Raw genomic sequence first — 14152 nt, 5'->3', positions numbered from 1 at the left:
CGCCGCCATCCGGGCGTGATAGAGGGGGCGCCGCTCATGTCCATGCGCAAGCCCCAGCGTCTCGAGAAACTCGCCGCCGCCGTCTTCACCACCATGGACGAGGCGCGCAAACGCAAGCTCGCCACTGGCGCCGACGTCATCAACCTGTCCATCGGCAGCCCGGATCTCCCTCCCGCTCCGCACATCACCGAGGCCATGGCCCAGGCCATCCGCGACCCGGGCAACTACGGGTACCCGATGCGCGACCTGCCCGCCTTCCGTGAGGCCGTGGCCGGCTGGTACCAGCGCCGCTTCGGCGTGGCGCTCGATCCGGACACCGAGGTGCTGGGGCTCACCGGCTCGCAGGAGGGCCTGGCGCACATCACCCAGGCGGTCACCGATCCGGGGGACCTGGTGCTGGTGCCCGACCCCGGCTACCCCATCTACACCGCGGGGCCCGTCCTGGCCGGAGCGGAGCTCTACCCCGTGCCCCTGAAGGCCGAGCACGGCTACCTCCCGGACCTGGAGGCCCTTCCCGAGGACGTGAAGCGGCGGGCGAAGCTGCTCATCCTCAACTACCCGAGCAACCCGCTGGCCGCCGTCGTCCGGCCCGGCTTCTTCGAGCAGGCGGTCGCCTTCGCTCGCAAGTACGGCACCGTCATCCTGCATGACGCCGCCTACAGCGAGCTGTCCTTCGACGGCTACCGGCCCCCCAGCTTCCTGGAGACGCCGGGCGCCAGGGAGGTGGGCCTGGAGTTCAACTCCCTGTCCAAGACGTACAACCTCGCGGGAGCCCGCATCGCCTACGCCGTGGGCAACGCGCGGCTCCTCGGGCTGCTGGCGGAGGTGAAGGCCCACCTCGACTACGGGCTCTTCCGGCCCATCCAGGTCGCCGCCGTCGCCGCGCTGACCGGGCCCCGGCAGTGCGTGGACGACATGGCCTCCACCTACCAGCGCCGCCGGGACGTGCTGGTGGATGGGCTCAACCGTCTGGGCTGGGCCATCCCCAAGCCGAAGGCCACCATGTTCTGCTGGGCTCCCGTGCCCCGGGGCTTCGAGTCCAGTCTCTCCTTCGCCATGGCGCTGTTGGAGCAGGCCGCCGTCACCGTGGTGCCCGGCAGTGGCTTCGGCTCCATGGGCGAGGGTCATGTGCGCCTCGCCCTCGTGCAGAGCGAGGCGCGGCTGGCCGAGGCCGTCGAGCGCATCGGCCGCTCGGGCATCTTGACTCAGCGCGCGGCGTAGCCCAGGGGGACCGCGCCCCGTGGTCGCCGGTCCGCGCGATGTGGCTGCCCGGCCACGTCGCCTGGCCTCCGAGGGGCCGAGACCGTGGCCAGGAGGAGCCTTTCCTGGGCTCGTCCGCCTGCCCGGCCATCGGCACGCCGCGTGCTTTGGGGGAGGGTATCCCTCATCCGCAGGTGCCCTCATGCGCTGGTTCAAGTCCTTCGCCGCCTCGCTGTGCCTCGCCGCTTCCACCGCCGGAGCCGCGGCGCCCGAGGTCATCATCACTCCGCAGAGCAGCCAGTTCCCCTTCATCAAGCTCACCGTCAACGTGCGCGATCGCGGCACGGGCAAGCGCATTGGCGGGCTCACCCGCGAGGCCTTCTCCGTGCGCGAGGACATGAGCCCCGGGGAGCTCGTCTCCTTCGAGGAGCAGCGCCAGGAGGGCACCGCCACCGCCTCTCCGGTGGACGTCGTCTTCGTGTTCGACCAGACGGGCAGCATGAGCGAGGAGATCGCCGGCCTGGTGGAGCGCTCGCGCCAGTTCGCGGACATCCTCGGCGACAGCGGCTTCGACTTCCGGCTCGCGCTCGTCTCGTACTCGGATCGCGTCGAGCGCGTGTTTCCGTACACCTCCGACGTGGAGGCGTTCAAACGGCAGCTCTCGAAGCTGACGGCGGATGGCGGGGACGACGAGCCGGAGAACCAGCTCGATGCGCTCGTGGAGGCCTCGAAGCTGCCGCACCGGCCGGGCGCCAAGAAGGTCTTCCTGCTCGTCACCGACGCCTCCTTCCACTCCAGCGATTCGATCACCTCCCGCACCGCGCAGGGCGTCGTGGAGTCGCTCCAGTCCAAGGGCGTGCAGCTGCACGTGGTGGGGCCGGACCTGGAGCCCTACCACTGGATGCCGGAGCGGCTGGGCGGCACCTTCTTCGACAAGGACTCGGGCGACTTCCAGGAGATCGTCCGTTCGCTCGCGGGCGGTGTCGCGGTGAACTACGTCGTCAGCTACCGCAGCCCCCGGCCGCAGGACGATGCCACCCGCCGCGCCGTGGAGGTGCGGGTGAAGGTGGGCAAGGACACCGGCCTGGACGCGACGCAGTACCAGGCGCCGAGCTGGGTGACCGCCAGCTCCCGCATGGACTTCTTCGCGGGCGAGGAGAGCCGTTATGCGCCGCTCCACGTGGTGGACGGCTCGCCGGACACGGTGTGGGCCGAGGGCGTGCCCGGCCAGGGCATCGGTGAGTGGCTCCACATGCGCTTCGAGAAGCAGGAGTCCGTGAGCCGCGTGGCGCTGACTCCGCCGCCGGCCGGCTACGGGTGCCCCAAGGAGGTGCGGCTCACGCTCGGGAGCTACAGCAAGGTCGTCACCCTGGAGAAGGGCAAGGGCCGGCAGGAGTTCGACCTCTCCCCCGCGGTCTCCGCCGGCTCGCTGGAGCTGGAGATCGTCAGCGTGTACGGCGGCTCGGACCTGACGGGGCTCGCCGAGGTGCAGGTGTACACCGGCGAGCCTCCGGCGCTGCTCGAGCGCATCTCCCGCTCGCGCCGCACGGTGGCCGAGACGGACAGCGCGCAGTCGCTGAACAAGAAGGGCGAGCAGCTCTACCACCAGGGCAAGCTGAAGGAGTCGATCGCGCTCTACCAGCAGGCGGTGGACAAGGATCCGTCGCACGCGCAGGCCTTCAGCAACCTGGGGCTGGCGTACCAGAAGGTGGGCGACTTCCCGAACGCCATCTGGGCCAACCGCAAGGCGATCGCGCTGGCGCGGGGCTCGGGGAAGAATGGGGTGATGGCCAGCTCGTACTACAACATCGCGCGCATCTTCGAGGCCCAGGGGGACTGGAAGCAGGCCGAGCAGAACTTCTGGTGGGCGAACCAGAACCGGCCCATGAAGGTCTACGACGACGCGATCCTGCGCATGCAGCGCAAGCAGGGCGACGTCGAGGTCGCGAGGTAGCGCTCCCGCCCGCACGTCTCCGAGAGGACTCCCTTCCCATGTTCCGTTCGTTCCGCCTCCTGACCGCGCTCCTCTGCGTCCCGCTGCTCGCGTCTTCCGCCCACGCGGCGGGCCTGAAGGTGTCAGTGACCGAGCGCGCCCACTGGCCCTGGCCGCTGGAATCTCCCAGCGCCTTCGATGTGGCCTCCCGCGCGGAGCTCGCCGTGTTCGTCGAGGCGCTGGCGGACTCCGACACACGGGAAGGAGCCTCGGGGGACGCCGCGTCGGTGGCGCGGTGGAAGGCGTGGATGCGGAAGGTGTTGGTGGAGAACTTCGCGAAGGCCCGGGAGACGTGTATCGCCGGGGAGCTCTTCTGCGAGGGCCAGGTGCCCCCGAGCTGGGAGGCGCTGGTCACCACCGCGCGGACGGGCCTCGGGAAGCTGCCGGCGGAGCTGGCGCCCTGGTACGCGGAGCAGAAGCCCTTCCACCAGGGCTACCTGTACGAGCAGGTCCGGCTGGCGGGGCTGTTCCCGAGGGTGACGAGCGAGATCTTCCCGCTGGCGTCCTCCGAGCGCTTCGGCCTCGAGCTGCCGGATCGGCACTTCCTGCTCACCTTCGATGACGGCCCCACGCCCAGGGGCGGCGGTACGGACACGCTCACCACGCGGCTCAGGGCCGAGGGCATCCACGCGGCCTTCTTCCTGCTGGGCACCCAGTACGAGTCCCGGCGGAAGGCGACCTCGGTGGAGCAGTTCCGGGCGCTCTACGCGGGGATGTGCGTCGGCTCGCACGGACAGGAGCACCGCTCCCATGTCACCTGGGCCGGCGCGGTGCCGGGAATGGAGTCCTTCCACGCCCGGCTCGCGGAGAGCCTGCCGGAGGGTCAGGCGAAGCTGACGCTGTTCCGCCCGCCGTACGGCCAGCGCAACGCGTCCTTCCTCCAGGCCCTGGAACACGTCGGAATGAAGAGCATTCTGTGGAACATCGACTCCCAGGACTGGCACGCGCGCACCACGGGCTCGAAGGCGGCCGGGCGTGTGCTGTCGCTGATGCTGCTGTGGCGGCACGGGAACATCCTGTTCCACGACATCCACCCGAAGGCGCTCGAGGCCCTCCCGCGCATCTGGCGCGAGACGCGTGGCTCGGGCGTGAGCTGGGTGGATTGCCGCGAGGAGTAGGGGAGTCGCGGGGGCCCGCAACGACGAAGGGGGGCGTTTCCGCCCCCCTCCGGGGAAGTGCCGTGCTTGCGAGGGTGCACGCACCTTCAACGATGATTCGAATCGACGGCCCTTGGGCCTGACGGCCCGTGGGTCCACGTCGAGCGCTGTGCACTTGCGTGACGACCACGTGCGGCAATCTTCGGATCACGGCCACTTCGCACTCTTCAACACCGCGGCCGCGACGCCCTCTTCCCAGGGGATTCTCTCCTCGGAGCCCGGTGGTCCGCGCCTCCGCCTGCAAGGTCTCCGTGGAGGCGCGAGGCGCTCACCCGAGCATGTAGCGGTAGAGCACCTCCGCGGCGCACGCCGGCTTGGACTCGCCTTCGATCTCGATGCTCGCGAGCAGCAGGGCCTCGACACCCTTGGGAATGTCCTTGAGCTCGGCCAGCTCGAGGCTCAGCCGGTAGCGGGCGCCCAGCTTGAGCGGGGCGGGGAATCGGACCTTGTTGAGGCCGTAATTCAGGACGAGCGCGAAGCCGCGGATGTCCACGACCTCGAAGAACAGCCCCGCGATGCGCGAGACGCTGAAGTACCCATGGGCGATGGGCACTCCAAAAGGCGACTCGCGCTTGCACCGCTCGCGGTCCAGGTGGATCCACTGGAAGTCCCCCGTGGCCTCGGCGAAGCGCGCGATGTCCTCGTACGCGAGCTCCTTCCACTCGGAGGCGCCGAGCTTCTGTCCGCGAAGTGCCTTGAGTCCGTCCAGTCCGTCGATGAGCGTCTTGTTCGGCATGCGCCGCCCATAGCATGCACGGGGCCCCCCTGTCTGGAGGGCTCCCGCGCGCTCACCGCCAGAACCCGCTCACTGCAGGAACGGGGTGTTCTCGGCGAAGTACTCGTGGTTGTCCGCGTTGTCGAGGGCGTTGGTCGGGTTGGTGAGCGCCAGGTTCTTGGCGCCGGCCTGGCCGTACACGTGGTCATCCGTGCCAGCCACCACCGTGAAGTGGCTCATCTCGTGGATGAGCGTGCCGCCCTTGGAGTCCGTGCCGGTCATGGGCGCGGACCAGAAGGCGTTGCACACGTAGATGGTGTAGGGCTGGTTCGGGTAGACGTAGGCGTAGTAGCTCTTCTTGCAGCCGCAATCGACGGTGATCGGCTTGGTGTCGAAGGCGTCCTTGATCTTCACGAAGTGGCTCTGCGCGGTGCTCCAGCCGCTGCTGGAGAAGGCGCCGAACCAGGTGGTGTAGCGCGGCGTGCCCGAGGGCGTATTGCCGGTGAGGTAGGCGTTCGAGTCGTTCGCCATGGCGCTGGCGGCGTTGATGGCGTCAAGGAGGGTGGACTGCTGCGTGGTGGAGCAGCGGCCACTGAACGAGATGCTGCCCACGGTCACCACGTCACCCGGCCTGGCCTGGGCGAGGGTGCGGCCCTCGACCCAGAGGCTCACCTCGTTGGACTCGATCGTCCCGCCCTGGAGGGCGGCGTTGCCGTGGAGCTGCTTGGGCGCCACGGTGAAGCGGATGATGTACTGACCCGTCCTCGACAGGTCATACACCTCCCCGACATCCACCGTGCTCGTCGTGCTCTCACCGGCCTCCAGGGTGATGTAGTCCTTCTCCTGGGCCGCCGGCCGCTTGTAGTGCGGGCCCTGGAAGGCCACGGGCGTTCCGGCGAACCTCACCTGGAGCAGCTCCTCCTCCAGGCCCTCGGCGGGCGTGTACCACTTGAGCAGCTTCACCGCGTGACGCGAGTCGTTGGTGAGGGTGATCGTCACCGAGGCCTTCTCGTTGGCGCCGATGATGGCCTTGTCCGTGCTCAACCGCACCGACACGGCCTTGGAGGCCAGCTCCTGGGATTCCCGTGCCAGCGCATCCCCGTTCATCGTGGAATCGTCCGCGGGAGCGCCGCAGGCGCCGATGAGGGACGCACCCACGAGCCATCCGGCCATCCACTTGAATCCGCCTCGAACGTTCTTGCTCATGCGACCGACTTCCTTTGCAGGGGGGAGCTTGCTGCTGCGTGCTTCCGGGGCAAGGAGTCTCCCCTAGCAAGGCGTGGGCCAGTTTCTCGATTTCGTGGAAATGAAGGGTTACAGCGGCGATGCGGCCAAAGTGGAGCATCCATGCTCCACCTCCGAGGCGTGGATGCGTAAAGAGTCGTGACATGTGGGTGATGGTTCTCCAGTCATCACGCGGGGTTCGATGGACTCGTCAGGGTGTCCTGAACTCGGACAGGGCCTGTTCTTCTTTGAAGTGCGGCGCAAGGCACGGGCGTGAGCCCTCGAGCATGGCCTCCGACCGTCCAGCACCTCTTTGGGGCCACTCACCCAGGCGCGGCGCTCCGGGCCCGGTGGGTGCTCCACAGTGGCGACATGGACACCTCGGCCTCACGGCTCGCGTTCTTCCTCGGCCTCCTCGCCGGCCCGGTCTCCGCCTTCCTCGTCGTGGCGGCCCTCTTCATCGGCGCGTCCCCATCGGGCTGGGGGTATGTGGTGGGCGCCGTTGTCACCTCGGCGGGGCTCCTCACGAAGCGCTGGCGGAAGTGGCGCGGCCTGACCCGGGTGGGGCTCGGCCTCCTGGTGCTCGTCGCGGGCGCGCGGCTCGTGCTGGCGGAGGGCAACGGCCTGCGCACCCTGCGCCTGCCGGACGAGGGAACGCGGCTCACCAACCGCCTCGTCGAGGAGCGGGATGGAACGCTCCTGGCGGCGCATGTGCTCCTCCTCTCCGGACGGCTTCCCCGCTCGGACACGCGCGACTTCATCCCCGCGCTCGAGTCGGCCTTCGCCCGGTTGCGCGAGGCCGAGGGGCCGGTGGCCACGCCCGCCATCGCGACGTGGCTGGGGCTCCAGTCGCCCGAGTCCTTCGACACCCTCGTCATCCCTCCCGAGGGCGGGGCCTCGCCCGAGGTCGCCGTGGTGATGCTCCACGGCTACACGGGGAACTTCGCCGTGTACTGCTGGGAGATGGCGCGCGCGGCCCGAGCCATCTCCGCGCTCACCGTCTGTCCCTCGGTGGGGCCGATGGGGGACTGGTGGTCGCGCCAGGGAGAGGAGACCCTCGAGCGCACCTACGCATGGCTCGCGCGGCGCGGAGTCCGGCGGGTGTACCTCGGGGGCCTCTCCAATGGAGGGGTGGGCGCGAGCGTGCTGGCCGGGCGGGCCGCGCATCCCGGGCTGGAGCTCCGGGGACTCGTGCTCATCTCCGGGGCCACGACGAAGGCACCGACGCCTCGTGTCCCCGTGCTGCTCGTCCAGGGCCAGCACGACTCCATGATGCCCGCGCGCCTGATGCGCGAGCTCGCGCGACGCGCCGGCCACCTCGCCACCTATGTCGAGGTGGACAGCGGCCACTTCGCCTTCCTCGACCGCCACGAGACGTGCGGGAAGGCCATCGCCTCGTGGCTGCTCGACAGGGAGCGGGGTGCGAGGCCCTGAACGTCAGGACTTGCGCTGGCGCAGGGCGGCCCGGGCGCTCGTCCAGTCCACGAGGCTGTCGTTGAGGTCGTCGTCGCCGCGTTGGGCCTCGGGCATGTCGCCCGCCTCCACCCGGCGGATGACCTCGGGGAGCGCGTCGTAGAACTCCTTGGAGCGCCACTTCGGGTGCAGGCTCCACAGCCCCGGCGACTGGCCCAGGAAGTCGAGCCGCCGCAGACCTTCACGCTCCATGGCCCGGGTGAGGATGTTCTCCGGCTCGCGGTAGGGGGGATTGCCCGCGCGCAGAGCCCGCAGCAGATGGATGGGGGGCGCCAGCTTGCGCTTGAGGGGCACGAGCCGCTCGAGGAGCCTGCGCCGGTCCATCAGGAAGACGCGGGTGCTGAAGCGCCGCATCAGGAATCCGGAGGGCACGGAGGAATCGGGCTCGATGCCACCGCGCAGGTGGATGCGCAGGCGCCCGTCGGCCGCGGGAGGGCCGGGGTGGGGCGCGCAGTAGAGGAGCTCCGGCCGCGAGTCCAGCAGCCGTACGGCCTCGGACACCCAGGTGGGCGAGCCGCCTCCCAGGAGGATGTCCGCGTCGAGGTGGAAGACGAGATCGTGCGTCGCCGCGTGCAGCCCGTACACGTACGAGTAGTACGGCCCGCCGCGCGAGTCCTTCAGGGGAACGGGCTTTCCGCCGAAGAATCGCTCGGCCATGGCGGAGGCGGTGGTGGGCGAGTAGTCCACCTCGCGCACCTTCGCCCGCGGGTAGCGTGCGCACAGCTCCGCGAGCAGGGCTTCCATCCCCGGGCGGCGCTCCTCCCACGCCGCCGCGAAGCGATGGCCCTTGCTGCGGTGCAGGTCCAGCACGAGCAGCACCTCGTCCACGGAGGCCGCGAGCTGCCGCAACTGGTGCGGCAGGATGTGGCGCGCGTGGGGAAGGTCGGTGGGCGCGAGGTTGATCTGAAGCGTGACGGCGCCGTGGTGGGAGTCCATGGTCGAGCGCCCCACTACCACGAAGCGGGCCGGTGCGCCGAACGGATGCGTCAGTGCAGGAGGGCGCTCCATGAGAAGGCCCTGGTTGCTGGCAATATCTGTCAGACGAGAGATGCGCATGCGTTTGACCCGCCCCGTTGTCTTCACTGTGCAGGACGGCTGGTTCTGCCCCTGAGGCGTACGAAATACGGCGCCGCGAATGGCTTCAGGCGGGCCGGCGCCGTACTCCTCCGCCCGCTCGGGCTCTGTCGGGCATTCGACGCACCGAGATAACGGGTCGATGGGGCTACGCACGATGGGACGCACGGTGTAGCTTTCGTTTCCAGCACCGCGCGCGGAAGGGGGGACTGGCCCATGCCCGTCGTCTGGCGGCTCGTCGTCCTCATCCTCTCTCTGCTGCTCCTCGCGCCAGACGCGGCGGCCCAGGTAGCTCCGGCGGACAGGCCGATGCGGGTGGCCTTCCTCGACAGCATGGGACCGGCCAATCCCTGGAGGGGGCTCGTTCTGGACGCCATGCGGGCCGCGGCGGGGGACCTGGGCATCGACCTCTCCATCCACTCCAGCGGCCACTGGCCCGGGGAGATCCTCGAGCAGGCGCGTCAGGTGATGACCGGGCCCGGAAAGCCCGACTACGTCATCCTCTCGATGCACCGGGGCGTGGGGAGCCGCCTCCTCGAGCTCTCCCAGCGGAACCGCGTTCCCGTCTTCGTCATCAACTCCGGCCTGATGCCCGAGGACACGGCTCGCTTTGGCGGACCCCGTGGACACTTTCCGCACTGGCTCGGCCAGATGCGGCCGGACGAGGAACACGCCGGCCAGTTGCTGGCCCGGCTCATCCTCGAGGCCGCGACCCGAGGCTGCGCTCCCGGCGCTCCCGGCGCTCCCGTGGGACTCGTCGCGCTCGAGGGACAGCTCGGGGATGCCGCCGCGCTGGGGCGCACCATGGGGCTGCGTCAGGCCGTGTCCGAGTGGGACGGTGCCGTGCTCCTCCAGGGGGTCTCGGCTTCCTGGGATGAGGACGTGGCCCTGCGCAAGACGCGGCTGCTGCTGCGCCGCTACCCGGAGCTGCAGGTCATCTGGGCCGCCAACGACAACATGGCGCGAGCCTCCCTGCATGCCGTGGAGGACGCCGGACGTCACCCGGGGCAGGACGTCTGGGTGGGTGGCATGGACTGGACACCCGGCGCCCTCGAGGCCGTGCGCGAGGGCCTCATGGTGACGACGCTCGGCGGCCATTTCCTCGAGGGCGCGTGGGTGCTGGTGCTGCTCCACGACTACCACCAGGGACGCGATTTCGCTTCCGAGGGGCTCGACTGGCGCACGACGATGGCCCCCGTCTCACGTGACAACGTGGACACCGTCCTCCGCTTCCTCGGCGAGGGTGACTGGGAAGCAATCGACTTCCGTGCCTTCTCCAAGGCGGCCAACCCCGCGCTGACGCACTACGACTTCTCTCTCCGAGCCCTGTTCGCGCAGCGGCACCTCCGCCTCCCGGGCAATCTCCTGGAGTTGTATGGATTCACGCGCCCAGTCCCCCTCGAGCGGCAACCCTGAGGCCGTGGCCTCCGCCCGCTCCGGGTCGTCTTTGACCGGGTGGTGGCTGAGTCCCGACAACCGGCTGGGCCGTCGGCTGCTCGTCGCCATCATGCTCTTCAGCGCCGTCGTCAGCCTGGCCGGCACCACGGTGCAGCTCTTCGCGGACTACCAGCGCGAGGTCCACGCCCTGGAGGAGCGGTTGGAGCAGATCCGCTCCAGCCATGCCCAGAGCATCGCCCAGAGCCTCTGGTCGCTCGACGAGGCCCCGCTGCGCATTGAGCTCGAGGGGATTACCACCCTGCCGGACATCGCCCAGGCCCAGGTGGACAGCGCCCTGGGCACCCAGTACGTGGCGGGCAGCCCGCCCCGTCCGGAGAAGGTGGTGGAGCGCTCCATCCCGCTCTATCACGAGCAGCTCTACCTGGGCACGCTCCGGGTGCGCGCCACCCTGGACGGCATCTACGCGCGCCTGTGGGACCGGGTGCTCGTCATCCTCGCCACACAGGCGGCCAAGACGTTCCTCATCGCCCTGTTCGTCCTCTTCATCGTCCAGCGCCTGGTGACGCAGCACCTGGCCACCATGGCCGCCTACACACGCGGGCTGAGCCCGGAGCACCTGGACTCGCCCCTGGTGCTGCAACGCAGGGCCTCGGAAAGTACCCTCAACGACGAGCTCGACGAGGTGTGCTCGGCCATCAACGAGATGCGCGAGTCGCTGCGCCAGGAGCTGGACGAGCGCCAGCGTTCCGAGGCCGCCAGCGCCTTCCTGGCCGAGGCCGGCGAGGTCCTCCTCACCTCGCTCGATCTGGAGACGGTGCTGTCGCGCGTGGCCTCGCTGTGCGTGGGGAGGCTCTCCGACTGGTGCGTCATCGACCTGGAGGAGGGCGGAGAGGTGCGACGGGTGCGCGGAGCGCACGTGGACGCGGCGAAGCAGCCCCTGCTCGATGAGCTGCGGCGCCGCTTTCCTCCCAGGCCTGGCTCGACGTCCCCTCAGTCTCGTGTCGTGCGCAGCGGCGAGCCGATGCTGGAGCCCCACGTCACCGATGAGCGGCTGCGCGCCATGTGCGCGAATGACGAGCACTTCCAACTGGCGCGGGCGCTCGGCATCCAGAGCCTGCTGGTGGTTCCGCTGGTGGCCCGCGGGCACACGTTGGGCTCCATCTCGCTCGTGTCGTCCACGCCGGAGCGCTACGGGACCGCCGAGCTCTCCCTGGCCCAGGAGCTGGCGCTCCGCGCCGCCATCGCCATCGACAATGCGCGGCTGTACCGGCAGGCGGAGCAGGCCATCCGCCTGCGCGAGGTCTTCCTCTCCGTGGCCGCGCACGAGCTGCGCACCCCGCTGCTGCCGCTGCAGCTGCGCGTGCAGGGCCTGCTGCGCCGCGGCCGGAGTGCCGCTCCCCTGGAGCCCGCCTGGGTGCTGGACGAGGTGGCCGCCGCCGAGCAGCAGACGAAGCGGTTGGGGCGGCTGGTGGATCAGCTCCTGGATGTGTCCAACCTCAGCGCGGGCCACCCGTTGGAGCTGCGCTGTCAGCGGGTGGACCTGGGAGGGTTGGTCGCGGGCGTGCTCGACGGGATGCGGCAGCAGGCAGCGAACTGTGGCTCCGAGGTACGGCGTGAGCTGGCGACCGCGGCCGTGGGCTGGTGGGACGCGCGCCGGATGGAGCAGGTGGTGACGGGCCTGATGCACAACGCGCTGAAGTTCGGCCAGGGCCAGCCCATCGACGTGCGCGTGACACCGCGGAACGGCTCGGTGCTCCTGGTGGTGAAGGATCGCGGCATCGGCATGCCAGAGAGCGAGCGGGCGCGCATCTTCGAGCGCTTCGGCCGCGGGGTACCGGAGTGGAACTATGGCGGGCTGGGGCTCGGGCTCTACCTGGCGAGGTGGCTGGTGGAGGCCCATGGAGGGACCATCTCCGTCGAGAGCCACCCGGGAGAGGGCTCCACGTTCACGGTGGAGTTGCCGGTGGGGGAGGATCCGGGCGATGAGGGGCGGAATCCGAAGTGAGGCCAGACGGTACTGACATGGATTTGAACCTCCTCGGCCTCTTCGTGGCCGTCGCGGAGACCGGCAGCTTCTCGAAGGCGGCCCGCAAGCTCGGGCTGCCCAAGTCCTCCGTGAGCAGGGGAGTGGCGAGCCTCGAGGCCTCGGTGGGCACACAACTGCTCCACCGCACCACACGCCAGGTCTCGTTGAGCACCGCCGGGACCGCGCTGTACGAGCGGACGGCGCCCCTGCTCGCCTCGTTGAAGGAGGCGGTCGGGACCCTGCCCGAGCGGGAGGAGGCCCCCTCTGGCGAGCTTCGGCTCACCGCGCCGCATGACATGGGAGCCACCTTCCTGCCCGAGGTCATCGCCCGCTTCACCGCGCGCTACGCCTCGGTGAGGATCGACTGCCGCCTGACGAATCGGAACGTGGATCTGGTGGCGGAGGGGTTCGATCTCGCGCTGCGCGCCTCGGGCTCGAAGCTGACGGATTCGTCGCTAAGGGTCAGGCGGCTCGGGACGCTCGACGTGCAGCTCTACGCCTCGCCGATGTACCTCGCCCGCCGGGGGACGCCCCGTGCGCCCGAGGATCTCGCCCAGCACGACCTCGTCGCGTTCCGGGGGCTCAAGTTCCTCGGAGAGCTGGGCCTTCCCGAGAAACATGCGCGCGTGCTCGCCGACGACATGCTCTTCATCCGCGAGACGGTGAAGGCGGGCTCGGGAATCGCGGCCCTCCCCACGTTCCTCGCCCAGGCGGACGTGACGTCCGGGCAGCTCGTCCGCGTGCTGCCGCGCTACACGCAACCGTCGACGTCCCTGGTGATGCTGTACCCGCGAACCCAGCATGTCCCGAGGAAGGTGTTGGCCTTCCGTGACTTCCTGCTCGAGTTCCTCAACGGGCGGCCGCTCTCGGCTTCCCCCACCGGAGGCTGAGCCGCCGGGAGGGTTCCACCGCGGCCTCAGCCGAGGAGCACGGAGCGCATCGACAGCGAGCCGAGATCGAATCCGCTCACCGGGAAGCGCACCGCATCGCGGTCATTGGCGGCACCGGCGGCGTACAGCAGGGGGAGGAAGTGGTCGATGCTCGGGTGCGACATCTGGCCCGCGTCTGTCTCGATGACGCGCGCCAGGAAGGCGCCATCGTGCTGCTCGAGCGCCCGGGCCACGTCCTGGTCGAAGCTCTCCGCCCACCTCGGGATGGTGATATCGCCCGAGCGCATGCTCGAGAAGGCGTGGCGGAGGTTGTGCGTCACGTTGCCGCTGCCCATCACCAGGACGCCTTCGTCGCGGAGCCCGGAGAGCGCGCGGCCCAGCGCGAGGTGCTCGGAGGGAGCGAGCCGCGCGTCGATGCTGAGCTGCACGACCGGGACATCCGCCGCGGGGCGCAGGTGGTGGAGCACGGTCCAGGTGCCGTGGTCGAGGCCCCAGTCGTCCTGGACCGACGCGCGAGAGGGCCCGAGCAGCTTCACCACGCGCCGGGCGAGCTCGACGCTGCCGGGGGCCGGGTACTGCATCTGGTAGAGCTCGCGAGGGAAGCCGCCGAAGTCGTGGATGGTGGGCGGGTGCTCGTTCCCGGTGACGAAGGTGCCGGGGAGGAACCAGTGCGCGGAGATCGAGAGGATGGCCTTGGGCCTGGGCAGCTGCCCGGCGAGCGAGCGGAAGCCGCGGGTCCAGGTGTTGTCCTCGATGGCATTCATCGGGGAGCCGTGCCCGATGAAGAGCACCGGCATGCGTTGCTCGGAGGAGGTGGCGGTCATGGTGGAAGTTCCCTCCTGGGGCGAGCGCGCGGAGCGAGCCGGATCGCGGCACCCCAGCAGTGGCAGGGTCGAGGCGACGCCGAACGCAGCGGCCTTGAGGATGCTGCGCCTGTCGGGTCGGTACGAAGACATAGAGAGAGCATGCGCGGCGGGCCGTCATTCCACTAGAGCCCCGCCG

The 14152-nt window shown here is 69.8% G+C and carries 11 protein-coding genes; 7 read left to right on the top strand and 4 right to left on the bottom strand.

What is annotated here, in order from left to right:
- Window positions 1–36: 36 nt before the first annotated feature.
- The 3 genes from JRI60_RS31525 (at window position 37) to JRI60_RS31515 (ending at window position 4311) form a co-directional block, all read left to right on the top strand.
- On the top strand, window positions 37–1221 hold the full coding sequence (locus JRI60_RS31525) for an aminotransferase class I/II-fold pyridoxal phosphate-dependent enzyme (RefSeq protein WP_204219644.1): 1185 nt from the start codon (window positions 37–39) through the stop codon (window positions 1219–1221).
- 181 nt (window positions 1222–1402) lie between these two features.
- A complete protein-coding gene (locus tag JRI60_RS31520) occupies window positions 1403–3154 on the top strand; it encodes an NADase-type glycan-binding domain-containing protein (RefSeq protein WP_204219643.1) in 1752 nt (583 codons plus the stop codon).
- 38 nt (window positions 3155–3192) lie between these two features.
- Entirely contained in the window at window positions 3193–4311 is a 1119-nt protein-coding gene (locus tag JRI60_RS31515; protein WP_204219642.1) for a polysaccharide deacetylase family protein, read from the top strand.
- Between the two features lie 307 nt (window positions 4312–4618).
- On the opposite strand, the gene JRI60_RS31510 is transcribed toward JRI60_RS31515, so the two are convergent.
- Window positions 4619–5086 (bottom strand): MaoC family dehydratase, encoded by a 468-nt coding sequence (locus JRI60_RS31510; protein ID WP_204219641.1) that lies wholly within the window; start codon window positions 5084–5086, stop codon window positions 4619–4621.
- Window positions 5087–5155: 69 nt separating this feature from the next.
- Complete coding sequence (locus JRI60_RS31505) at window positions 5156–6271, bottom strand: M35 family metallo-endopeptidase (RefSeq protein ID WP_204219640.1); 1116 nt, start codon at window positions 6269–6271, stop codon at window positions 5156–5158.
- A gap of 390 nt (window positions 6272–6661) precedes the next feature.
- On the opposite strand from JRI60_RS31505, the gene JRI60_RS31500 reads away from it, so the two are divergent.
- On the top strand, window positions 6662–7723 hold the full coding sequence (locus JRI60_RS31500; RefSeq protein ID WP_204219639.1) for an alpha/beta hydrolase: 1062 nt from the start codon (window positions 6662–6664) through the stop codon (window positions 7721–7723).
- A 3-nt stretch (window positions 7724–7726) separates the two neighbouring features.
- Here the strand turns inward: JRI60_RS31500 and JRI60_RS31495 are convergent, their stop codons facing one another.
- Window positions 7727–8770: a hypothetical protein gene (locus JRI60_RS31495; protein WP_239469819.1), complete on the bottom strand. Its 1044-nt coding sequence runs from the start codon at window positions 8768–8770 to the stop codon at window positions 7727–7729.
- Window positions 8771–9052: 282 nt separating this feature from the next.
- On the opposite strand from JRI60_RS31495, the gene JRI60_RS31490 reads away from it, so the two are divergent.
- From JRI60_RS31490 to JRI60_RS31480, 3 genes are read left to right on the top strand one after another with little or no spacing between them, the layout of a single operon-like run.
- Window positions 9053–10252 (top strand): ABC transporter substrate-binding protein, encoded by a 1200-nt coding sequence (locus tag JRI60_RS31490; RefSeq protein ID WP_204219638.1) that lies wholly within the window; start codon window positions 9053–9055, stop codon window positions 10250–10252.
- Between the two features lie 4 nt (window positions 10253–10256).
- A complete protein-coding gene (locus JRI60_RS31485) occupies window positions 10257–12239 on the top strand; it encodes an ATP-binding protein (RefSeq protein WP_204219637.1) in 1983 nt (660 codons plus the stop codon).
- Between the two features lie 17 nt (window positions 12240–12256).
- Window positions 12257–13150, top strand: a complete 894-nt coding sequence (locus tag JRI60_RS31480) for a LysR family transcriptional regulator (RefSeq protein ID WP_204219636.1) — start codon at window positions 12257–12259, stop codon at window positions 13148–13150.
- A gap of 26 nt (window positions 13151–13176) precedes the next feature.
- Here the strand turns inward: JRI60_RS31480 and ygiD are convergent, their stop codons facing one another.
- Entirely contained in the window at window positions 13177–14106 is a 930-nt protein-coding gene (gene ygiD / locus JRI60_RS31475) for a 4,5-DOPA dioxygenase extradiol (protein ID WP_239469818.1), read from the bottom strand.
- Window positions 14107–14152 lie beyond the last annotated feature (46 nt).

Origin of the sequence: Archangium violaceum (assembly GCF_016887565.1) — a bacterium.
Taxonomy (GTDB): Bacteria; Myxococcota; Myxococcia; order Myxococcales; family Myxococcaceae; genus Archangium; species Archangium violaceum_B.
The sequence above is the reverse complement of the archived record's forward strand: the minus strand, read 5'-3'. Positions and strand labels throughout refer to the sequence as shown.